Source organism: Serratia sp. TSA_130.1 (assembly GCF_052691795.1).
This window is the reverse complement of record NZ_JBQZFS010000002.1, coordinates 847326-868455: the sequence shown is the minus strand read 5'-3', so window position 1 is coordinate 868455 and position 21130 is coordinate 847326. Positions and strand designations below refer to the sequence as shown.

The 21130-nt window shown below is 61.1% G+C and carries 19 protein-coding genes; 9 read left to right on the top strand and 10 right to left on the bottom strand.

The window, feature by feature from the left end; all coding sequences use genetic code 11:
• Window positions 1–195 precede the first annotated feature (195 nt).
• From chiP to ACUTQY_RS10900, 3 genes are read left to right on the top strand one after another with little or no spacing between them, the layout of a single operon-like run.
• Entirely contained in the window at window positions 196–1599 is a 1404-nt protein-coding gene (chiP, locus tag ACUTQY_RS10910; protein ID WP_033642176.1) for a chitoporin ChiP, read from the top strand.
• Between the two features lie 45 nt (window positions 1600–1644).
• Window positions 1645–1971 (top strand): ChiQ/YbfN family lipoprotein, encoded by a 327-nt coding sequence (gene chiQ / locus ACUTQY_RS10905; protein ID WP_046686572.1) that lies wholly within the window; start codon window positions 1645–1647, stop codon window positions 1969–1971.
• Window positions 1972–1984: 13 nt separating this feature from the next.
• Entirely contained in the window at window positions 1985–4642 is a 2658-nt protein-coding gene (locus ACUTQY_RS10900) for a beta-N-acetylhexosaminidase (protein WP_196018732.1), read from the top strand.
• A 248-nt stretch (window positions 4643–4890) separates the two neighbouring features.
• Here the strand turns inward: ACUTQY_RS10900 and fur are convergent, their stop codons facing one another.
• The 4 genes from fur to ybfF form a co-directional block, all read right to left on the bottom strand.
• The gene (gene fur, locus ACUTQY_RS10895; protein WP_019454058.1) at window positions 4891–5337 is read right to left on the bottom strand and encodes a ferric iron uptake transcriptional regulator; all 447 of its coding nucleotides are present in this window, start codon (window positions 5335–5337) and stop codon (window positions 4891–4893) included.
• 329 nt (window positions 5338–5666) lie between these two features.
• Window positions 5667–6206, bottom strand: a complete 540-nt coding sequence (gene fldA, locus ACUTQY_RS10890) for a flavodoxin FldA (protein WP_046686574.1) — start codon at window positions 6204–6206, stop codon at window positions 5667–5669.
• 263 nt (window positions 6207–6469) lie between these two features.
• Window positions 6470–6757, bottom strand: a complete 288-nt coding sequence (gene ybfE, locus ACUTQY_RS10885; RefSeq protein ID WP_004939936.1) for a LexA regulated protein — start codon at window positions 6755–6757, stop codon at window positions 6470–6472.
• A 256-nt stretch (window positions 6758–7013) separates the two neighbouring features.
• On the bottom strand, window positions 7014–7787 hold the full coding sequence (gene ybfF / locus ACUTQY_RS10880) for an esterase (RefSeq protein WP_080273370.1): 774 nt from the start codon (window positions 7785–7787) through the stop codon (window positions 7014–7016).
• A gap of 224 nt (window positions 7788–8011) precedes the next feature.
• Between ybfF and seqA the strand changes: the two genes are divergently transcribed.
• From seqA to ACUTQY_RS10860, 4 genes are all read left to right on the top strand, one after another.
• Window positions 8012–8554 carry a replication initiation negative regulator SeqA gene (gene seqA, locus ACUTQY_RS10875; protein ID WP_033651164.1) on the top strand — a complete coding sequence of 181 codons (543 nt, stop codon included), beginning with the start codon at window positions 8012–8014 and terminating at the stop codon, window positions 8552–8554.
• 77 nt (window positions 8555–8631) lie between these two features.
• On the top strand, window positions 8632–10275 hold the full coding sequence (gene pgm, locus ACUTQY_RS10870; RefSeq protein ID WP_033638690.1) for a phosphoglucomutase (alpha-D-glucose-1,6-bisphosphate-dependent): 1644 nt from the start codon (window positions 8632–8634) through the stop codon (window positions 10273–10275).
• Between the two features lie 191 nt (window positions 10276–10466).
• Window positions 10467–11105, top strand: coding sequence for a PadR family transcriptional regulator (locus ACUTQY_RS10865; RefSeq protein WP_033642180.1), 639 nt, complete (start codon window positions 10467–10469; stop codon window positions 11103–11105).
• Complete coding sequence (locus ACUTQY_RS10860) at window positions 11105–11404, top strand: DUF3861 domain-containing protein (RefSeq protein WP_033642181.1); 300 nt, start codon at window positions 11105–11107, stop codon at window positions 11402–11404. The genes ACUTQY_RS10865 and ACUTQY_RS10860 overlap by 1 nt, the downstream gene beginning before the upstream one ends.
• A gap of 27 nt (window positions 11405–11431) precedes the next feature.
• Here ACUTQY_RS10860 and kdpE read toward each other — a convergent pair whose 3' ends face one another.
• From kdpE to ACUTQY_RS10830, 6 genes are all read right to left on the bottom strand, one after another.
• A complete protein-coding gene (kdpE, locus tag ACUTQY_RS10855) occupies window positions 11432–12121 on the bottom strand; it encodes a two-component system response regulator KdpE (protein WP_033637458.1) in 690 nt (229 codons plus the stop codon).
• A gap of 16 nt (window positions 12122–12137) precedes the next feature.
• A complete protein-coding gene (kdpD, locus tag ACUTQY_RS10850; RefSeq protein WP_042783854.1) occupies window positions 12138–14834 on the bottom strand; it encodes a two-component system sensor histidine kinase KdpD in 2697 nt (898 codons plus the stop codon).
• 73 nt (window positions 14835–14907) lie between these two features.
• Entirely contained in the window at window positions 14908–15477 is a 570-nt protein-coding gene (gene kdpC, locus ACUTQY_RS10845; RefSeq protein ID WP_046688437.1) for a potassium-transporting ATPase subunit KdpC, read from the bottom strand.
• 18 nt (window positions 15478–15495) lie between these two features.
• Window positions 15496–17565, bottom strand: a complete 2070-nt coding sequence (kdpB, locus tag ACUTQY_RS10840; protein WP_033642184.1) for a potassium-transporting ATPase subunit KdpB — start codon at window positions 17563–17565, stop codon at window positions 15496–15498.
• Window positions 17566–17591: 26 nt separating this feature from the next.
• Complete coding sequence (gene kdpA, locus ACUTQY_RS10835; protein ID WP_342188433.1) at window positions 17592–19280, bottom strand: potassium-transporting ATPase subunit KdpA; 1689 nt, start codon at window positions 19278–19280, stop codon at window positions 17592–17594.
• Window positions 19280–19369, bottom strand: coding sequence for a K(+)-transporting ATPase subunit F (locus ACUTQY_RS10830; protein WP_016928742.1), 90 nt, complete (start codon window positions 19367–19369; stop codon window positions 19280–19282). The genes kdpA and ACUTQY_RS10830 overlap by 1 nt, the downstream gene beginning before the upstream one ends.
• A gap of 441 nt (window positions 19370–19810) precedes the next feature.
• Here ACUTQY_RS10830 and ACUTQY_RS10825 point away from each other — a divergent pair, with 441 nt between their 5' ends.
• Both ACUTQY_RS10825 and ACUTQY_RS10820 read left to right on the top strand, forming a co-directional pair.
• Entirely contained in the window at window positions 19811–20020 is a 210-nt protein-coding gene (locus ACUTQY_RS10825; protein ID WP_004939916.1) for a YbfA family protein, read from the top strand.
• A gap of 142 nt (window positions 20021–20162) precedes the next feature.
• Window positions 20163–21119, top strand: a complete 957-nt coding sequence (locus ACUTQY_RS10820) for a YbgA family protein (protein ID WP_033651168.1) — start codon at window positions 20163–20165, stop codon at window positions 21117–21119.
• The last annotated feature ends 11 nt before the right edge of the window (window positions 21120–21130 follow it).

Sequence of the window (21130 nt, the reverse complement as noted above, 5' to 3'; positions counted from 1 at the left end):
TGACAAATCTTCCGCATTTTTCATTTGATAATTCGCGTCGCGAAAAATAGTCTGTCTGTAGCAATTAGTGCTGTGGGAATAACATCTCGTCGGCAATATTTTTTACCCGTTCGGGTTTTTTATTGGCAGTCGTGCAGGGCAGTGGTGAACACAGGCGGCTGCAACTTTTAAGTTAAGTCAAAGAGGAATTTCAATATGGGTACGCACGGTGCTCAGCGTAAAACGCTGGCGCTCGCAGTCGCGGGCGCGCTGTTGGGAACAGGGTTTGCCATGGCGCCTGAGGCGAAAGCCGCAGGGTTTATCGAGGATTCCACGCTGACCGGCGGCATTTATTACTGGCAACGTGAGCGTGACCGTAAAGATCTCAATCCGGACAGCAAGGATTACAATCAATACACCACCAACCTGTCCCACTCTACCGCCAACCTGAGCCTGGATTTCGCGTCGGGCTACGCCTGGGACATGTTCGGTCTGGATGTCGGCACTTTTACCGCCATCGAACTGGCTGAATCCAGCGCCAGCGGTCACCCGAACGAAATCGCGTTCTCCTCGAAGAACCGTACCTACGACGAAGACTACTCCGGTGATAAAGGCGGTATCAGCCTGTACAAAGCCGCCGCCAAATTCAAATACGGCCCGGTCTGGGCGCGCGCCGGCTATATTCAGCCGAGCGGCCAAACCCTGCTGGCGCCGCACTGGAGCTTTATGCCGGGCACTTATCAGGGGGCTGAAGCCGGCGCCAAGTTCGACTACGGCGATGCCGGCGCGTTGAGCTTCTCCTACATGTGGGCCGACAAATACAAAGCGCCGTGGCATATCGAGATGGACGACTTCCGTCAGAACGACAAGAAAACCCGTGTCTCCTACCTGCACTCGCTGGGCGCCAAGTACGATTTCAAAAACGATCTGGTGCTGGAAGCCGCTTACGGCCAGGCCCAGGGGTACGTGAATCAGTACTTCACCAAGGCGTCTTACAAATTCGATCTGCTGGGCAACCCGCTGACCACCAGTTACCAGTTCTATGGCGCGGAAGACCGCATCAGCAACAAGAACGATCCGAACAGCATCTATGACGGCCTGGCCTGGCTGCAGGCGTTGACCTTCGGTTACACCACCGGCCAGTTCAACTGGCGTCTGGAAGGCACCATGGTCAAGGCGGAAGGCAATCAGGGCTTCTTCCTGCAACGTATGACCCCGACCTACGCCTCGTCAAACGGTCGCCTGGACGTGTGGTGGGATAACCGCTCCGACTTTAACGCCAACGGCGAAAAAGCGGTGTATGCCGGCGTGATGTATGACCTCAGCAACTGGAACCTGCCGGGCATGGCGGTCGGCGGCTCTTACGTTTACGCCTGGGACGCCAAGCCGAGCACCAACCCGATCTACGATCAGAGCCAGCGCCTGAAAGAGAGCGCCTGGAGTCTGGACGCGATGTACACCATCCAGGAAGGGCGAGCCAAGGGCACGCTGCTCAAGCTGCATTACACCCAGTATGACAACCACACCAACATTCCGAGCTGGGGCGGCGGTTACGGCAACATCTTCCAGGACGAGAAAGACGTCAAGTTCATGGTCATCGCGCCATTCACCATCTTCTGATGCGTTCCCCGGCCTTGCCGCCGGGGCAGTTAAGGGAATTCAACGATGAAAAAAATCATGCTGATGTTGGCGGCCGCTGCGGCCCTGAGCGCCTGTGCGCAACCCGCTGCGCCGCCGGAAGACGCCAGGTTGAAACAGGCTTACAGCGCCTGCATCAATACCGCGGAAGGCTCGCCGGAGCGTCTGCAGCCGTGCAAGGCGGTGCTGAACGTGCTGAAACAAGAGAAACAGCACCAGCAGTTCGCCGCGCAGGAAACGGTACGGGTGATGGATTATCAGAACTGCATTATGGCGGTTCACAGCGGTAACGGTCAGGCTTACGACGCCAAGTGCGGCAAGCTGTGGCAAGAAATTCGCGATAACAATAATTAAGAAGGACGAGAAGATGAACGCATTCAAACTGAGCGCACTGGCCGCCTTGACGGCAACGATGGGATTCCTGGGCGGCATGGGGAGCGCCATGGCCGATCAACAGCTGGTGGATCAGCTGAGCCAACTGAAGCTGAACGTGAAAATGCTGGATAACCGCGCCGGGGAAAACGGCGTGGATTGCGCGGCGCTGGGCGCAGACTGGGCCTCATGCAACCGGGTGTTGTTCACCCTGAGCAACGACGGGCAGGCGATCGACGGCAAAGACTGGATCATTTATTTCCACAGCCCGCGCCAGACTCTGCGGGTAGACAACGATCAGTTCAAGATCGCTCACCTCACCGGCGATCTGTACAAGCTGGAGCCGACCGCCAAATTCAGCGGTTTCCCGGCCGGTAAGGCGGTGGAAATCCCGGTGGTCGCCGAATACTGGCAGCTGTTCAGAAACGACTTCCTGCCCCGCTGGTATGCCACGTCCGGCGACGCCAAGCCGAAAATGCTGGCGAATACCGACACCGAAAATCTGGATCAGTTTGTGGCGCCGTTTACCGGCGATCAGTGGAAGCGCACCAAGGACGACAAAAATATTCTGATGACGCCGGCTTCGCGTTTTGTCAGCAACGCCGATCTGCAGACGCTGCCCGCCGGCGCGCTGCGCGGCCAGATCGTGCCGACGCCGATGCAGGTGAAAGTGCACGCGCAGGACGCCGATCTGCGCAAAGGGGTATCGCCGGATCTGAGCACGTTGGTCAAGCCGGCGGCGGATGTCGTCAACCAGCGTTTCGCGCTGCTGGGCGTGCCGGTTCAGGCCAACGGTTACCCGATCAAGACCGACATCCAGCCGGGCAAGTTTAAAGGCGCGATGGCGGTGCCGGGCGCTTATGAGCTGAAGATCGGCAAGAAAGAGGCGCGGGTGATCGGCTTCGATCAGGCCGGGGTGTTCTACGGGTTGCAGTCTATCCTGTCGTTAGTGCCGACCGACGGCAGCGGCAAGATCGCCACGCTCGACGCCAGCGATGCGCCGCGCTTCCAGTATCGCGGCATTTTCCTCGACGTGGCGCGCAACTTCCATAAGAAGGATGCGGTGCTGCGCCTGCTGGATCAGATGGCGGCTTACAAGCTCAACAAATTCCACTTCCACCTGAGCGATGACGAAGGTTGGCGTATCGAAATTCCCGGCTTGCCTGAGTTGACGGAAGTCGGCGGCCAGCGCTGCCACGATCTGAGCGAAACCACCTGCCTGCTGCCGCAGTACGGCCAGGGGCCGGATGTCTACGGCGGTTTCTTCACTCGTCAGGACTACATCGACATCATCAAATACGCCCAGGCGCGCCAGATTGAGGTGATCCCGGAGATCGACATGCCGGCGCACGCCCGCGCGGCGGTGGTCTCGATGGAAGCGCGCTACAAGAAACTGCATGCCGCCGGCAAAGAGCAGGAGGCCAACGAGTTCCGCCTGGTGGATCCGACCGATACCTCCAATACCACCTCGGTGCAGTTCTTTAACCGTCAGAGTTACCTGAACCCGTGCCTGGATTCCTCCCAGCGCTTTGTCGACAAGGTGATTGGCGAGATTGCCCAGATGCATAAAGAAGCCGGCCAGCCGATTAAGACCTGGCACTTTGGCGGCGACGAAGCGAAAAACATCCGCCTGGGCGCCGGCTACACCGACAAGGCGAAACCGGAACCGGGTAAAGGCATCATTGACCAGAGCAATGAAGACAAGCCGTGGGCCAAGTCTCAGGTGTGCCAGGTGATGATCAAAGAGGGCAAAGTGGCCGACATGGAGCACCTGCCGAGCTACTTCGGCCAAGAGGTCAGCAAGCTGGTGAAGGCGCACGGCATCGACAGAATGCAGGCCTGGCAAGACGGCCTGAAAGACGCCGAGAGTTCGAAGGCGTTCGCCACCTCGCGCGTGGGGGTCAACTTCTGGGACACCCTGTACTGGGGCGGTTTCGACAGCGTCAACGACTGGGCCAACAAAGGGTATGAAGTGGTGGTCTCCAACCCGGACTACGTCTATATGGACTTCCCTTACGAGGTGAACCCGGACGAGCGCGGTTACTACTGGGGCACCCGCTTCAGCGACGAGCGCAAGGTGTTCAGCTTCGCGCCGGACAACATGCCACAGAACGCGGAAACCTCGGTTGACCGAGACGGCAACCACTTCAACGCCAAGAGCGACAAGCCGTGGCCGGGGGCATATGGACTTTCCGCTCAGCTGTGGAGCGAAACCCAGCGCACCGATCCGCAGATGGAATACATGATCTTCCCACGCGCGCTGTCGGTGGCGGAGCGCGCCTGGCATCGCGCCGGTTGGGAGCAGGACTATCGCGCCGGCCGCGAATACAAAGGCGGGGAAACCCACTTTGTCGATACCAAGACGCTGGAGAAAGATTGGCTACGCTTCGCCAATATTCTGGGCCAGCGTGAACTGGCCAAGCTGGACAAAGGCGGCGTGGCTTATCGTCTGCCGGTGCCGGGCGCTCGCGTGGCGGGCGGCAAGCTGGAGGCGAATATCGCGCTGCCGGGGTTGGGCATCGAGTACTCCACCGACGGCGGTAAGCAGTGGCAGCGCTATGATGCCAAGGCTAAACCTACGGTCTCCGGCGAAGTACAGGTGCGCTCGGTCAGCCCGGACGGCAAACGCTACAGCCGCGCCGAGAAGGTCTAAGAAGGGCGGTGCGGCCCGCAGTTTTGGCGGCGGGCCGCATCATAACGAAGGGGGAATGCGTTCGCCCGCGCGTGTCGGCGCAAGGCGGACGTTGTAGTGAGAGTAGTACGTGGAGTCGCTGTGCCGCTGCAATTGTGGTATTTCATGACATGATTTTCCCCGGCTGGTCCGGGGATTTTTTTCCCGCTGTACGGCGGGCATAAAAAAACCGCCTCAAAATGAGGCGGTTTTTCATAGCCGGTCAGGGCTTATTTCTTGTCGTGCAGCGTTTCGTCTTCGCGACAGTCACCGGTTTCACAGTGGCCGTACAGGTACAGACTGTGGTTGGTGAGCTTGATGCCGTGCTGCTTGGCGATGTCACGCTGGCGCACTTCGATGGATTCGTCGCTGAATTCGATCACTTTGCCGCAATCCAGGCAAATCAGGTGATCGTGGTGATGCTGTTGGGTCAGCTCGAACACGGACTTGCCGCCTTCGAAATTGTGACGTGTCACAATGCCCGCATCGTCAAACTGGTTCAGTACGCGATAAACCGTCGCCAGCCCGATCTCTTCGCCCATATCAATCAGTTTTTTGTACAAATCTTCCGCACTGACGTGATGGCATTCCGGATTTTGCAGTACTTCCAGGATTTTGAGTCGCGGAAGCGTGACTTTTAAGCCGGCCTTCTTCAATGCGATGTTGTTGTCGGTCATGCGAATTCAGTCCTGTTACTATGCTAATCAAGTTGAGGCGTACTCGCCTGTGGCATCGGTCGGCACAAAGAGTTAATGCGTCTCATTATAGAACCGGTTGTACTAAATGGAAACCGCCGGTTGTTAACAAAGATATAATTGCACTATTGCATGTTTTGCATGCAACGCCTTGATGGATGGGATAAACCGATATCTCAGTCTACCGTGACGGGGTGGGAAGTTACAAATCTGTAGCTTCTATCGCAGCAATCCCTGTTGCCGATGACGGCCCTGTCGGCACACTATGCACTTTACAGGGCCTTTGTTCAACCTTTCGCCAGTCCCGGCGTTTAGCCGACGATATCGGCCAGGCTCAGCTCTTCGACGATCTGTTTGACCCAGGCGTCGACACGCTCGTTGGTCAGCTCCGGCTGACGGTCTTCGTCGATCGCCAGACCGATGAAGTGGTTGTCGTCCGCCAGGCCTTTGGAGGCTTCGAAGTGGTAGCCTTTGGTCGGCCAGTGGCCCACGATGGCCGCGCCGCGCGGTTCGATGATGTCGCGGATGGTACCCATCGCGTCACAGAAATATTCCGCGTAGTCTTCCTGGTCGCCGCAGCCGAACAGCGCCACCAGTTTGCCGTTGAAATCGACGTCTTCCAGCGTCGGGAAGAAATCGTCCCAGTCACACTGCGCTTCACCGTAGTACCAGGTCGGGATGCCCAGCAGCAGGATATCGAACCCTTCCAGGTCTTCTTTGCTGCTTTTAGCGATGTCATGCACTTCAGAGACGTCGTCGCCAAACTGTTTCTGGAGAATTTTCTGGATCATTTTGGCAATGTTTTCGGTATTGCCAGTGTCGCTGCCAAAGAAAATGCCTACAGTAGCCATATCGCGTATAACCTTTAAATTCAAGTAATTGCATTACTCGATGCCAGCACTGCCGCCGCTGACGCCGATTAAAATGATGCCATGGCAAGAGCCGTTCGCCGCGGGGGGCGGGCGCCGACAGGCGCAGTCTCTTACCGGTAAATGCGTATCATGCCAGAAAGTGGCGCCGGGGTTTTATCGCATTTATGCGATGCCGGAGATGAAGAAAAGCGTGTCGATCCGGCGTTGTCCTTAACGCCGCGCCGCGCGTGCGGCCGAAGAGATCAATGTTCCGGCTGTTCTTCCGCCAGTTGCGCCAACAGCATCTGCTCGATGAGTTCGCTGCGGCTGATGTTGCGCTGTTCCGCCAGTTTGTTCAGGGCGTCCACCGCATCCGCGTTGATTTTCAGCTCTACGCGCCGCAATCCACGCACTTTATCGCGCCGTAACTGATTGCGCTTATTGATTCTAAGCTGTTCATCGCGGGAAAGCGGGTTGGTTTTCGGGCGCCCCGGACGGCGTTCATCTGCGAACAGATCCAGCGTCGTGCGATCCGTTTGTTCTTTTGCCATAGGTAGCGGTACTGCAAGGGAGTTTGCATCAAAAAGCGCTCGCACGCTTCCGGAGGCATCGGTTAACACACTTCGGGCCAATAAACCCTAACCCAAATTCACCCCCGACCCGGCGTTCGCGAACGCGCTGGCGCGGCGGCAAAATTATAGCGCGCCATATTACCCCAGCAGATGGAGCGGCGACAATGCCTAACTGCGGGCTAAACGCGCTAAGCCGTTATCTTTAGCGCGTTTTTTCGCCAGGTGAGCGTATTTTTCAGGCTTCGTCGAGGAAACGGTGGATGGCACGCAGCACCGCCTCCGGTTTTTCGGCATGCACCCAATGGCCGGTGCCGGCAACAACGTGCGCGCGGGCCTGCGGGAACTGGCGGGCGATGTCCGCACGGTAGCTGTCCTGCACGTACGGCGACAGGCCGCCGCGAATGAACAGGGTCGGGTGCGGCCAGGCCGGCACGTCCTGCCAGCCGGTGATGTCATCATAGCGCTCAATCAGCACCGGCAGGTTGAAGCGCCATTCGCCGTTATGGAAGGACTTCAGCAGGAACTGGATCACGCCTTCTTCCTGCAGGTAATCGCGCATCAGCTGGGCGGCGGCCTGGCGCTGGGTGATGCCGGCGGCGCTGACGGCCTTCAGGGCGGCGAAAATCTCGTCGTGACGTCGGGTCTGGTAATTCACCGGCGCGACGTCGATGACGATCAGCTTGGCGACGCGCTCGGGCGCGATGGCGGTCAGCGCCATCGCCGCTTTGCCGCCCATCGAATGGCCGATGACGATCGCTTTCTCAAGCCGCAGTTCGTCGAGCAGCTCCAGCAGATCCTGCGCCATCGCGGGGTAGTTCATCTCGTCGGCGCGCGGGGAGAGGCCGTGGTTGCGCAGATCGACCTTAATTACGCTGTGACGCTGATGCAGATCGCGCGCCAGCACGCCCAGGTTGTCCAGATTGCCGAACAGCCCGTGGATCAGCAGCACCGGCAGCGCGTCTGACTCGGCGGCCAGCAGTTGATAATGTAATTTCATGGCGAAGTTCATACTGAGAGAGATTCAGATTAGGGTATCATGATTGAATCGCACGATGAATCATGCGGAATTTTCGCGGCGCGGGCTTGGCAGTGCCGGCTATAGGTATTAGTCTGCATTTGCCGTCCGGAGGCACATTGTTGTGTTCGCCCCAGCGCTTTTAACCTTATAATCCCATGGCTTGAATGCAGGATCTGGCTTCAGGTTCTAAGTAGAAAAAACAGTATTGGATAAAGATGAAAACTATTGAAGTCGACGAAGAGCTTTACCGTTATATTGCCAGCCACACGCAACACATCGGTGAAAGCGCGTCCGATATTTTACGCCGCATGTTGAAATTCACCGCCGGTCAGCCGGTGCGCGCGTTGCCTGCCGCCAGTGCGTCGCCGTCCGTCGAAGCGGAAAAAGCGGCGCCGGTTCAGCGCCCGCGCGATCGCGTACGCGCCGTGCGTGAACTGCTGCTGTCGGATGAATACGCCGAGCAGAACAAAGCGGTCAACCGTTTCATGCTGGTGCTGTCCACGCTGTACACCCTCGATGCCGCCGGTTTTGCCGCCGCCACCGAGGCGTTGACCGGCCGTACCCGCACCTATTTCGCCGGCGATCAGCAGACCCTGCTGGCCAACGGCACGCATACCAAGCCGAAGCATGTGCCGGGCACCCCTTACTGGGTGATCACCAATACCAATACCGGCCGCAAACGCAGCATGATCGAACACATCATGCAGGCCATGCAGTTCCCGGCGGAACTGATCGAGAAAGTTTGCGGTACCGTCTAATTTAGCGAACAGCCCGTCATGATGGCCGTGCGCGACGTATTTGCCCGGTCACCGACAGGGATGAGGGAGATATGTCGATGGCGAATAATCCACGTGCCGGGCAGCCCGCCCGTCAAAGCGATCTGATCAACGTAGCCCAGCTGACGTCGCAGTACTATGTGCTGCAACCGGAAGCCGGCAATGCCGCACATGCGGTGAAGTTTGGCACCTCCGGCCACCGCGGCAGCGCGCAGCGCCACAGCTTCAACGAAGCGCACATTCTCGCCATCGCTCAGGCGATCGCCGAAGTTCGTCATCAGCAAGGCACTACCGGCCCGTGCTACGTGGGCAAAGACACCCATGCACTGTCCGAGCCGGCCTTCATTTCCGTGCTGGAAGTGCTGACCGCCAACGGCGTCGATGTGATCGTGCAGGAAAACAACGGCTTCACGCCAACGCCGGCGGTATCGCACGCCATTTTGTGCCACAACCGCCGCGGCGGCGCGCAGGCCGACGGCATCGTCATTACGCCGTCCCACAACCCGCCGGAAGACGGCGGCATCAAATACAATCCGCCGAACGGCGGCCCGGCTGACACCAACCTGACGTCGGTGATCGAAAAGCGCGCCAACGAACTGCTGGCGCAGCAGCTGAAAGGCGTGCAGCGTCAGTCGCTGGACAAGGCCTGGAACAGCGGCCACCTGCACGCCAAAGATCTGGTGCAGCCTTACGTCGAAGGGCTGGTGGAGGTGGTCGACATGCCGGCCATCCAACGCGCCGGCCTGAAGCTGGGCGTGGATCCGCTCGGCGGTTCCGGCATCGCCTATTGGCAGCGGGTGGCGGAACACTACAAGCTGGATCTGACGCTGGTGAACGATTCCATCGATCAGACGTTCCGCTTTATGCACCTGGATCACGACGGCATCATCCGCATGGACTGCTCGTCGGAGTCGGCGATGGCCGGCCTGCTGGCGCTGCGCGACAAATTCGATTTGGCGTTCGCCAACGATCCGGATTACGACCGCCACGGCATCGTCACGCCGAAGGGTCTGATGAACCCGAACCACTATCTGGCGGTAGCCATCAACTACCTGTTCCAGCATCGCCCGCAGTGGGGCGCCGATGTTGCGGTAGGTAAAACGCTGGTGTCCAGCGCGATGATCGATCGCGTGGTGGCCGATCTGGGCCGCAAGCTGGTGGAAGTGCCGGTCGGCTTCAAGTGGTTCGTGGACGGTCTGTTCGACGGCAGCCTGGGCTTTGGCGGCGAAGAGAGCGCCGGGGCCTCGTTCCTGCGCTTCAACGGCCAGCCGTGGTCGACCGACAAAGACGGCATCATCATGTGCCTGCTGGCGGCTGAAATCACCGCGGTAACCGGTGAGAACCCGCAGCATCACTATGACGATCTGGCCAAGCGCTTCGGCGCGCCAAGCTACAACCGCATCCAGGCGCCGGCAACCCATGCGCAGAAAGCGGCGCTGTCCAAGCTGTCGCCGGAGATGGTCAAGGCCAGTACGCTGGGCGGGGACCCGATCACCGCACGTCTGACCGCAGCGCCGGGCAACGGCGCGTCGATCGGCGGCCTGAAAGTGATGACCGACAACGGTTGGTTCGCGGCTCGTCCTTCCGGCACCGAAGAGGCTTACAAGATCTACTGCGAGAGCTTCCTCGGGGCGGAGCACCGCGAGAAGATTGAGCACGAAGCGGTCGAGATCGTCAGCGAAGTGCTGGCTTCCGCCAAGTAATCACTTTTCTTGATTGATAAAAAGCGCTGTTTTTACAGCGCTTTTTTTATGGGCGCTATTTAGATATATCTTTTTCACGGCACGCGCTTGCGCATTTAGATATATCGATCTAGATTAGCGCTATCGATGCTGTTTAGATATATCTAAACAACCTCGTATTGATGTTCCCTACTAAAGCGAGGTCTCACCTTATGTTTCATCGATTAGGCTTACACCGGCATCATCATCACCATGAATGCGAAGAGGGTCGTCGTCATCGCGGCGGGCGCCATCACTTCGGCGGCGAAGGCGAAGAGCACGGCCGGGGTGGGCGCGGCGGCCGGGGCGGGCGTCATCGTCTGTTCGAACACGGCGATCTGCGCCTGGTGCTGCTGGCGCTGGTGGCGCGCAAGCCCAGCCACGGGTACGAATTGATCAAGGCGATCGAGGAAGCGTCATCCGGCCTGTACGTGCCGAGCCCGGGGGTGATTTACCCCACGCTGACGCTGCTGGAAGAGCAGGATTTCCTCGAACCGCTCACCACCGGCAACGGCCGCAAAAGCTACCGCATCACCGCGGCGGGCGAGGGCGAGCTGCAAAAGCATCAACAGGTGGTTGAGGTCATTCTGGCGCGTCTGGCGGGCGCCGGCCGCGAGCGTCATCGGCACGGCAACCTGGCGGAAGGCATCTACGACGCCATGAACCGTCTGCGCAGCCTGCTGCGCGGCAACGTGATGCGCGCCGATCTTACGCCGCAGCAGGTGGAGCGCATCAACGCCGCGTTGCTGACCGCCGTGGCGGCGATCGAAAGCGAAATGCAGATTCAACCTTCGCAACAGGAGAAGAACTGATGCCCGGCCACCGTTTTAACATTACCGTTGAAGCCCTGAGCGATCGCCAGGGCAATCCCGTCGAGAAAGCGCCGCTGAGTTTTGAAGTGAGCAACCACGACGATATTCTCGAGATCGTCGAGCGCATTCGGGCGCGTGACGATCTGAACTTCGGCCCCGAGCAGAGCGCGGCCTTCGCCGTGGGGTTGAAGCTGTTCTCCGAAGTGATGATCGAAAACCGCAAACACCCGGTGTTCGCTCCGCTGCGCGAGGCGTTTAAGGAATTTATGGTCGGATTGAAGAAGGGCCCGGCGGCGTAAAGGCGCGGCAAACCGCGCCCTCCGGGGTTAAGGCATGAAGCGATAGCCGACGCCGGTTTCGGTCAGCAGGTGTTTGGGCCGGGCCGGATCGGCTTCGAGCTTCTGCCGCAAATGGCCCATGTAGATGCGCAGATAGTGGCTGTGCTCCACGTAGTTCGGCCCCCAGACGTGGCTCAACAGCTGGCGTTGGGTGATCACCTTGCCGGCGTTGGCCAGCAGCTCCGCCAACAGGCGAAACTCGATCGGCGTCAGATGCAGATCTTCGTCGTTGCGCAGCACCCGGCGATTCACCAGATCGACGGTGATCGCCGAAAAGCTCACCAGCGGGCTTTCCTGTTGGCTAGCCGAGTGGCGACGCAGCGCGACCCGCACCCGCGCCAGCAACTCACCGATGCCGAACGGTTTGCTGAGATAGTCGTCGGCGCCGGCGTCCAGCGCGGCGATCTTGTCCTCTTCGGCGTTGCGCGCCGAGAGCACGATCACCGGAATGGCGCTCCACTGCCGCAGATCGCGGATGTAGCTCAGCCCGTCGCCATCCGGCAACCCCAAATCCAGGATGATCAGATCCGGTTTGCGCGTGCCGGCCTCAATCAGCCCCCGCTGCAGCGTTTCACTTTCAAACACCCGCAGGCCTTCGCTCTCCAGCGCGGTGCGCACGAAGCGGCGGATCTCTTTTTCATCTTCAACAATCAGAATGTTGGTTGGCGTTATGCTCACGTTTCCCCTGCGTTGATTACAGATCGAAGGCGTCGCCGTCGATCTCGGGCGGTTTTTCCAGCGGCAGCACGAAGCGGAAGCTGGCGCCGCCGTTGGCGCCGTTTTCCGCCCAGATGCGGCCGTCATGCACTTCAATAATGGCACGACAAATCGCTAACCCCAAGCCGACGCCAGGGATCGCCGACTCTTTATTGCCGCGTGAAAACTTGTCGAAAATCAGCTGCAGCTGATCGGCGGGGATGCCGGGGCCGTTATCCCAGACCTCGACTTCCAGCCACTCGGGCAGCGTGCGGGCGCGAATGCCGATGGTGGCCTCGGCGCCGGCGTATTTATTGGCGTTTTCCAACAGGTTGGTGAACACCCGTTCCAGCAGGCTGCCGTCGCAGTTGACCAGGATCTGTTCCGGCGGCAGATCGACCTCGATCGGATGCTGGCTGAGCAGCGGCTCCAGCATGTGCAGCGAAGCGCCGACGATCTCTTCCAGCGACTGCCACTCTTTACGCAGGCTGAAACCGCCGGACTGGATGCGCGCCATATCCAGCAGGTTGTTCACCAGCCGGGTGGTGCTCAGCACCTGCTGGCGGATCTGGCTGGCCTGGGTGGCGTGATTGGAACCTTCGGCCGCCAGGTCCAGCGTGAGAATTTCCGCCTGGCCGAACAACACGGTCAGCGGGGTGCGAAGATCGTGCGACAGCGCCGCCAGCAGCGAGTTGCGCAGCTGTTCGCGTTCGGCGTCCAGCTTGGCTTCTTCGGCGCTGCGCGCCAGGTGCAGCCGTTCCAGCGCGCTGGCGATCAGCACTGCGAAGGTTTGCAGCAGCCGCTGTTGTTCCGGCACCATCAGCTGGCGCAGGTTGTTGGGTTCGATCGCCAACAGGCCGAAGGTCTGTTTGGGGGTATTGAGCGGCAGCAGTTGGTAAGGCACGCCGGGCAGGGTGTCTGTGCCGGCGCCGGCCGGCAAGCCTTTATCGAAACTCCAGCGCGCGATGGCTTCGTCTACCGACAGCAGCCCGCCTTCCTCGCCGATCATTTGCTGCAGCCGGCCGTCTTCCTGCGGCAGCAGCAGCACGGTTTTCGCCTGGAAGCTGCTGGAGAGGAAATGACGGCTGGTGTTGGCGATGTCGGCCACGGTCAGCGCGCGGCTCAGCCCGCGTGACATTTCGTACAGATGGCGCGCCCGCTGCTCGCGATAGCGCGCCACCCGGGCCTGATAACGCACCCCGGCGGTCAGGTTGCCGATGATGATGCCGACGGCGAGCATCACGCCGAAGGTCAGCAGATACTGCATATCGCTGACGGCGAACGACCATTCGGGCTGAACGAAGAACAGATCGAAACTGGCGACGTTGATCACCGCCGCCAGCACCGATGGCCAGCGGCCGAAGAACAGCGCGACGATCGCCACGCCGAGCAGGTAGACCATCACCAGGTTGGCCTGATCGAAGCCCGGCAGCAGCCACTGCGAGAGCAGGGTGATCAGCGCGCACAGCGCCACCGCTACCGCGCAGCCGCGCAGCTGCATGCGCCATTTCTCATTGAAGCTGCGGCCGTCGTGCTCCTTGCCCGGCGGCGGCTGTGCGGCGTCGCTGTCCAGCGCGACGATCACCAGATCGAGATCCGGACCCAGCCGGCCGAGGCGATCGGCGAAACTGCCGCGCAGCTTCCAGCGCTGCTCGCTGCGGCGGCCGATGATGATTTTGCCGAGGTTATGCTCGCGGGCGTAGCGCAGCACTGCGCGCTCTTCGGACGGATCGGCCAGGGTGGCGGTTTCGGCGCCCAGCTCCTGCGCCAGCCGCAGCGCGCGCAGAATGGCGCGGCGCTGGTTTTCCGGCAGCCGGTGCAGCTTGGGGGTTTCCACGTAGACCGCATGCCAGTGGCAGCCGAGCCGCGCCGCCAGCCGGGCGGCGATGCGCACCAGCTTTTCGTTGCCGCTGTTGTGGCCGACGCACAGCAGAATGCTGTCGCGGGTGTGCCACACTTTCTCGCGCCCCTGGGTGTCGCGAAACTCGCGCATCTGGTCATCGACCCGATCGGCGGTGCGGCGCAGCGCCAACTCGCGCAGGGCGATCAGGTTGCCTTTACGGAAAAAATGCTCGATGGCGCGCTCGGCCTGACCGGGAATATACACTTTGCCTTCGTGCAGCCGTCGGCGCAGATCGTCCGGCGGCAGATCGACCAGCACCACTTCGCTGGCCTCGTCAAACACGTGGTCGGGCACCGTTTCGCGCACCCGCACGCCGGTCACGCCGCCCACCACGTCGTTCAGACTTTCCAAATGTTGTACGTTGACGGTAGTCAGCACGTCGATGCCGGCGTCCAGCAGCTCTTCCACATCCTGCCAGCGTTTGGGGTGGCGCGAACCGTGGGCGTTGCTGTGCGCCAGTTCGTCCATCAGGATCAGCGCCGGATGGCGCGCCAACGCGGCGTCGAGGTCGAATTCATGCACCAGTCGCCCGCGATGCTGGATGCGCTTTTGCGGCAACAGCGCCAGGCCGTCGAGCAGGGCGGCGGTCTCGCTGCGGCCGTGGGTTTCCACCACGCCGACCAGCACGTCCAGCCCCTGGGCGCGCAAACGCTGGGCCTCCTGCAGCATGGCGTAGGTTTTGCCTACGCCGGCGCAGGCGCCGAAGAATACCTTCAACCGGCCGCGCGGTTTTTCATTGGCCAGCGCCAGCAGGCTATCGGGATCGGGACGCTGCTGTTCTTCTTCGACCATGACAATTCCTTGTGTTACCAAGCAAAAAGGGGTTCGGCACGCCGAACCCTATCACTATGCTGAATACGGTGCGTTACTTCAACGCATCCAGCGCCAGGTTCAGCTTCAACACGTTGACCACCGATTCGCCCATGAAGTTGGGCGTGGCCCGATCGGTGTTGTCTTCGATCAGTTTGGCGACCTGTTCCGGCGGCAGATGACGTGCCGCCGCGACCCGCGCCAGCTGATACCGCGCCGCAGCGGTCGAGATCTGCGGATCCAGCCCGCTGCCGGAGGCGGTCAGCAGATCCACCGGGATCGGGCCGCTCATGGCCGGATTGGCCTGGCGCAGCTGCGCCGCGCGTTCGGCGATAACCTTATCCAGCGCCGGGTTGGTGGCCGCCAGGTTGCTGCCGGCGGAGGCCTGTGGATTATAGGCTGAATCGCCGGTCGCCGACGGGCGGCCCCAGAAATAGTCGGCGCGCGTGAAGTTCTGGCCAATCAGCGCGGAGCCGACCGCCTTGTCGTCCCGGTACAGCAGCGAACCGTTGGCCGCCGCCGGAAACAGCAGCTGCGCCAGCCCGGTGGTCAGCAGCGGATAGGCGATGCCGGTGATCAGCGTCAGCAGGATCAGCATCACCAGCGCAGGTCGTAAATACGTCATGTTCATTTCCCTCAATGGTTAACCGGCGACGTGCAGCGCGACCAGGATCAGGTCGATCAGTTTGATGCCGACGAACGGCACCAGCAGGCCGCCGACCCCGTACAGCCACAGGTTGCGGCGCAGCAAGGCCGCGGCGCTCATCGGTTTGTAACTCACCCCTTTCAGCGCCAGCGGGATCAGGAACACGATCACCAGGGCGTTGAAGATCACCGCCGACATGATGGCGGAGGCCGGGGAGTGCAGGTGCATCACGTTCAGTGCGTTCAGCTGCGGATAGGTGGCCGCGAACGCCGCCGGAATGATGGCGAAGTATTTGGCCACGTCGTTGGCGATGCTGAAGGTGGTCAGCGAGCCGCGCGTCATCAGCATCTGTTTGCCGATATGTACCACTTCGATCAGCTTGGTCGGGTTGGAATCCAAATCGACCATGTTGCCCGCCTCTTTGGCGGCCTGGGTGCCGGAGTTCATCGCCACCGCCACATCGGCCTGCGCCAGCGCCGGGGCGTCGTTGGTGCCGTCGCCGGTCATCGCCACCAGACGGCCTTCCGCCTGATACTGGCGGATCAGCGCCAGCTTGGCTTCCGGCGTGGCTTCCGACAGGAAGTCGTCCACCCCGGCTTCGGCGGCGATCGCCGCCGCGGTCAGCGGGTTATCGCCGGTGATCATCACCGTTTTGATGCCCATCTTGCGCAGCTCATTGAAGCGCTCTTTGATGCCGCCCTTGACGATATCCTTCAACGCCACCACGCCCAGCACCCGTGCGCCTTCCGCCACCACCAGCGGCGTGCCGCCGGTGCGCGCCACGCTTTCCACCAGATCGTCCACCGCCCGCGGGAAGTGCCCCTGATTGGTTTCGACGTGACGGCGAATGGCGTCCACCGCGCCTTTGCGGATCATGCGCTCCTGCACGTTGACGCCGCTCATGCGAGTCTGGGCGGAGAAGGGCACGAAGGTGGCGTTCAGCGCCTGCAGATCGCGCTCGCGCAGGTTAAAGCGCTGTTTGGCCAGCACCACGATGCTGCGGCCTTCCGGCGTTTCGTCCGCCAGCGAAGCCAGCTGCGCGGCGTCCGCCAGCTCTTGCTCTTTCACGCCCGGCGCCGGCAGGAACTCCGAAGCCTGACGGTTGCCCAGCGTGATGGTGCCGGTTTTATCCAGCAGCAGCACGTCCACGTCGCCGGCGGCTTCCACCGCGCGGCCGCTGGTGGCGATCACGTTGGCGCCGAGCATGCGGCTCATCCCGGCCACGCCGATGGCGGACAGCAGACCGCCGATGGTGGTGGGGATCAGGCAAACCAGCAAGGCGACCAGCACGGTGATGGTGACCACGCTGCCGCTGCCGGCCGCCTCGACGCTGTATTGCGAGAACGGGAACAGGGTGGCGGTGGCCAACACGAACACGATGGTCAGCGCCACCAGCAGGATGGTCAGCGCGATTTCGTTCGGCGTTTTGCGGCGTTTGGCGCCTTCCACCATGGCGATCATGCGATCGAGGAAGGTTTCCCCCGGGTTGACGCTGCACTGCACCACCAGCCAGTCGGACAGCACGCGGGTGCCGCCGGTGACCGAGGAGAAGTCCCCGCCGGATTCGCGGATCACCGGGGCGGATTCCCCGGTGATGGCGCTTTCATCCACCGAGGCGCCGCCCTCCAGCACTTCGCCGTCGCACGGAATGGTGTCGCCGGCTTCCACCAGCACGATATCGCCTTTGCGCAGGCTCTCGGCGGCCACTTTCTCCGTGGCGCCGTCGCGGCGCGGGCCGGCCAGTTTTTTCGCCCAGCTGGTTTTCTTGGTGCCTTTCAGGCTTTCCGCCTGGGCCTTGCTGCGGCCTTCGGCCAGCGCCTCTGCGAAGTTGGCGAACAGCACGGTGAACCACAACCACAGGGAGACGCTGCCGGTAAAGGCGGCGGCGCCGTCGGTTTGGCCGGCGAGGATCGCCAGCCAGATGGCGGTGGTCAGCAGGCTGCCGATATACACCACGAACATCACCGGGTTGCGCCATTGAACGCGAGGGTCCAGTTTTTTCACCGCATCGATCAGCGCGGTGCGCACCAGAGCCGGTTCAAACAGCGCGCGTTGTTTGCGAGTCATCTCTTATTCTCTCTCTGTGACGTCTGTTAGTTTGCCAACCAAAGCTGCAAATGCTCGGCCACCGGGCCCAGCGCCAGCGCCGGCACGAAGGTCAGCGCGCCCACCAGCAGCACGGTGCCGATCAGCAGGCCGATAAACAGCGGCCCATAGGCCGGCAGGGTGCCGTTGCCCGCCGGCTGGCGTGGCTTGGCGCTCAGCGAACCGGCGATCGCCAGCACCGGCAGGATCACCCCGAAGCGGCCGACGAACATGGCGAAGGCCAGCAGCAGGTTGTAGAACGGCGTATTGACGCTCAAGCCGGCGAAGGCGCTGCCGTTGTTGTTGGCGGCGGAGGACAGGGCATACAGCACTTCGCTGAAGCCGTGGGCGCCCGGATTGAGGATGCCGGCGCGGCCCGCGTCGGTGCCGATGGCCAGCGCGCTGCCCAGCAACACCAGCGTCGGCGTGACCAGGATCGCCAGCGCGGTCATCTTCATGTCGTAAACGTCGATCTTCTTGCCCAGATATTCCGGGGTGCGGCCGATCATCAGACCGGCGATAAATACGGTCAGCAGCACGAACAGCAGCATGCCGTACAGGCCGGAGCCGACGCCGCCGAACACCACTTCACCGATCTGCATCAGCCACATCGGCACCATGCCGCCCAGCGCGGTGAAGGAGTCGTGCATGGCGTTGACCGCCCCGCAGGACGCGGCGGTGGTCACCACCGAGAACAGGCTGGTGGCGAGAATGCCGAAGCGCGACTCTTTGCCTTCCATATTGATGTTGCTGTCGGCGCCCAGCGCGCTCAGGTGCGGGTTGCCCGCCAGCTCGGCGTACATCACCACCACCACCGCCACCACGAAGATCAGCGCCATCGCCCAGATCAGCGCGTGGCCCTGACGGTTTTCACCGGCCAGTTGTCCGAAAGAGAAGCACAGCGCGCAAGGGATCAGGAAGATGGCCAGCATCTGCACGAAGTTGGTCAGCACGGTCGGGTTTTCGAACGGGTGCGCCGAGTTGGCGCCGAAGAACCCCCCGCCGTTGGTGCCGAGCATCTTGATCGCTTCCTGCGAGGCGACCGGCCCCATCGGCAGCGTCTGCTGCGCGCCTTCGAGCGTGGTGACGTGTAGGTAAGGCAGGAAGTTTTGCAGCGTGCCCTGGCTGACGAAGAACAGGGCGATCAGCAGCGCGATCGGCAGCAGCACATACAGCGTGATGCGGAACAGATCGGCCCAGGCGTTGCCGACGGTCTTGCCGGCGCGGCGGGTAAAGGCGCGGATCAGCGCAAAGGCCACGGCGATGCCGGTGGAGGCGGAAACGAAGTTCTGCACCGCCAGCCCGGCCATCTGGCTGAAATAGCTGAGGGCGCTTTCACCGCTGTAGGCTTGCCAGTTGGTGTTGGTGACGAAGCTGACGGCGGTGTTGAGCGCCAGATCCCAGGAGAGGCCAGGGAAGCCTTGCGGGTTGAGCGGCAGCGAGCCCTGCGCCATCAGCAGGGCGAACAGCAGCGCCAGGCCGAGCAGGTTAAACGCCAGGATCGCCAGCGCGTACTGCCACCAATTCATCTCGGTGGGGCGGATGCCGCAGGCGCGCCAGACGCCGGCTTCCACTGCGCGCAGCGCAGGCAGCGGCTCACCTTCGATCAGGCGCGCCATAAAACCGCCCAGCGGCCGGGCCAGCAGCAGAAGCACCAGCAGAAAACTGGCGATCAGTAAAAAGGCTGAAGCCGCCATCAGAAATCCTCCGCGTTAAACAGGGCGTAGACCAGATAGGCCAACAGCAGCAGAACCAACAGCGCACCACCAATAACGCTGAAACTCACGGGACACCTCCAGAGGTGTTGTTTTTGATAGAGGCAGTGTAGGGAGCGGGGTAGAAAGAAGATGAAAAAATCGCGCAGGCGGGTGTAAAAAAAGTATAAAAATGGCTGAAATTTCAGCAAAAATTGAGCATTTCAACCAGCAGGTTGGCGGCGAGATTGCGCCTGATGAGTGAATAAGCAAGGGCAGCGGCGTGGAAGCAGGAACCGGATAATAACCACAACGTAACCAATGTTAAGTTAAAAATTAACTTGGTTGTAACAAAATTACGAATCGCCGCGGTGATTAGCGATTTTTTGTGCGATTTAGTGGTCGGATGAGTAGTAAACTTTCATCAAGTGCGCTAAAATTTTGTCCAGTTACCAAATTACCGATTGTTCATTTGATACGCCCACGCCGTTTTCCCTGACAAATCAACGGCAGGCGTTTTTAAGGAGGTTCGCATGTCTACGACCTATCACGCTTATTCACTGCATCGGATTCTCCTGCGCCGCAGCGCAGTGGTGATCGCGGGCATTTTGGCCCTGCCGGTGATGCTGTTCCGCAGCGATCGCGGGCGTTTTTACAGCTACCTGCACCGCGTCTGGTCAAAAACCAGCGATAAGCCGGTCTGGCTGCAGCAGGCGGAACTGGCGTCCTGCGACTTCTACTGAGTCACTGCCGACTCACGAACAACCCTCGCCCTGCGGCGGGGGTTTTTTTATGCCCCAAGCCCGCTGCCGTCCAGCGCAAGGTCGTATTTGGCAAGCCATTCTTCTACACTTTCCCCATCGACCAACACCACGAGAGAACGGTATGAGTGACAAGATCCCTATCGGCATCAGCGCCTGTTTACTGGGCGACGCGGTGCGTTTCGACGGTGGCCACAAGCGGCTGGCCTTCGCGGTGGAACAGTTGGCGCCCTATGTGCGCTTTGAGCCCGTTTGCCCGGAAATGGCGATCGGCCTGCCCACGCCGCGCCCGGCGCTGCGCCTGGTGAAACAGGCGCAGCCGTGGCCGGCGATGCGCTACAGCAACGACGCCGGCGTGGATCTGACCGAGGAGATGCGCAGTTTCTCCGCGCAGCGCGTGGCCGCGTTGCAGCACCTGTGCGGCTATATCGTCTGCGCCAAGTCGCCGAGCTGCGGCCTGGAGCGGGTGCGGGTCTACAGCGAGAACGGCAAGGACTCGCGTAAAAACGGCGTCGGGCTGTTTACCGCCGAGCTGCTGCGCCAGATGCCGTGGCTGCCGGTGGAAGAAGACGGACGATTGCAGGACGCGGCACTGCGGGAAAACTTTATCGAGCGAGTGTACGCGCTGTATGAGTTGAACATGCTGTGGCGTCAGGGGCTGACCCGCGGCGGGCTGATCGCGTTTCACAGCCGCTACAAACTGTCGCTGCTGGCGCATTCGCAGCCGGCGTACCGCGAACTGGGGCGTTTCGTCGCCGACATTCATCGCTGGGACTCGCTGGAAGACTTCGCCGTGGAGTACCGCAGCCGCCTGATGGCGCTGTTGGCGCACAAGGCGACGCGCCGCAACCATACCAACGTGCTGATGCACGTGCAGGGTTACTTCCGCCGCCAGCTCAGCGCGGCGCAGCGCCAGGAGCTGGCGCACCTGATCGACCGCTACCGGCAGGGCATGCAGCCGCTGCTGGCGCCGATCGCCTTGCTTAAGCATTACATGGCGGAATATCCCGACAGTTATTTGGCGGAACAACGCTATTTCGAACCTTATCCGGAGGCGCTGCGTTTGCGTTACGGCCATTGATTGACAAGGGA

Excerpts from the sequence above, each read along its gene's own strand:
- chiP (WP_033642176.1), top strand. The coding sequence starts at position 196 with ATGGGTACGCACGGTGCTCAGCGTAAAACGCTGGCGCTCGCAGTCGCG.
- chiQ (WP_046686572.1), top strand. The coding sequence starts at position 1,645 with ATGAAAAAAATCATGCTGATGTTGGCGGCCGCTGCGGCCCTGAGCGCC.
- ACUTQY_RS10900 (WP_196018732.1), top strand. The coding sequence starts at position 1,985 with ATGAACGCATTCAAACTGAGCGCACTGGCCGCCTTGACGGCAACGATG.
- fur (WP_019454058.1), bottom strand. The coding sequence starts at position 5,337 with ATGACCGACAACAACATCGCATTGAAGAAGGCCGGCTTAAAAGTCACG.
- fldA (WP_046686574.1), bottom strand. The coding sequence starts at position 6,206 with ATGGCTACTGTAGGCATTTTCTTTGGCAGCGACACTGGCAATACCGAA.
- ybfE (WP_004939936.1), bottom strand. The coding sequence starts at position 6,757 with ATGGCAAAAGAACAAACGGATCGCACGACGCTGGATCTGTTCGCAGAT.
- ybfF (WP_080273370.1), bottom strand. The coding sequence starts at position 7,787 with ATGAACTTCGCCATGAAATTACATTATCAACTGCTGGCCGCCGAGTCA.
- seqA (WP_033651164.1), top strand. The coding sequence starts at position 8,012 with ATGAAAACTATTGAAGTCGACGAAGAGCTTTACCGTTATATTGCCAGC.
- pgm (WP_033638690.1), top strand. The coding sequence starts at position 8,632 with ATGGCGAATAATCCACGTGCCGGGCAGCCCGCCCGTCAAAGCGATCTG.
- ACUTQY_RS10865 (WP_033642180.1), top strand. The coding sequence starts at position 10,467 with ATGTTTCATCGATTAGGCTTACACCGGCATCATCATCACCATGAATGC.
- ACUTQY_RS10860 (WP_033642181.1), top strand. The coding sequence starts at position 11,105 with ATGCCCGGCCACCGTTTTAACATTACCGTTGAAGCCCTGAGCGATCGC.
- kdpD (WP_042783854.1), bottom strand. The coding sequence starts at position 14,834 with ATGGTCGAAGAAGAACAGCAGCGTCCCGATCCCGATAGCCTGCTGGCG.
- kdpC (WP_046688437.1), bottom strand. The coding sequence starts at position 15,477 with ATGACGTATTTACGACCTGCGCTGGTGATGCTGATCCTGCTGACGCTG.
- kdpB (WP_033642184.1), bottom strand. The coding sequence starts at position 17,565 with ATGACTCGCAAACAACGCGCGCTGTTTGAACCGGCTCTGGTGCGCACC.
- kdpA (WP_342188433.1), bottom strand. The coding sequence starts at position 19,280 with ATGGCGGCTTCAGCCTTTTTACTGATCGCCAGTTTTCTGCTGGTGCTT.
- ACUTQY_RS10825 (WP_004939916.1), top strand. The coding sequence starts at position 19,811 with ATGTCTACGACCTATCACGCTTATTCACTGCATCGGATTCTCCTGCGC.
- ACUTQY_RS10820 (WP_033651168.1), top strand. The coding sequence starts at position 20,163 with ATGAGTGACAAGATCCCTATCGGCATCAGCGCCTGTTTACTGGGCGAC.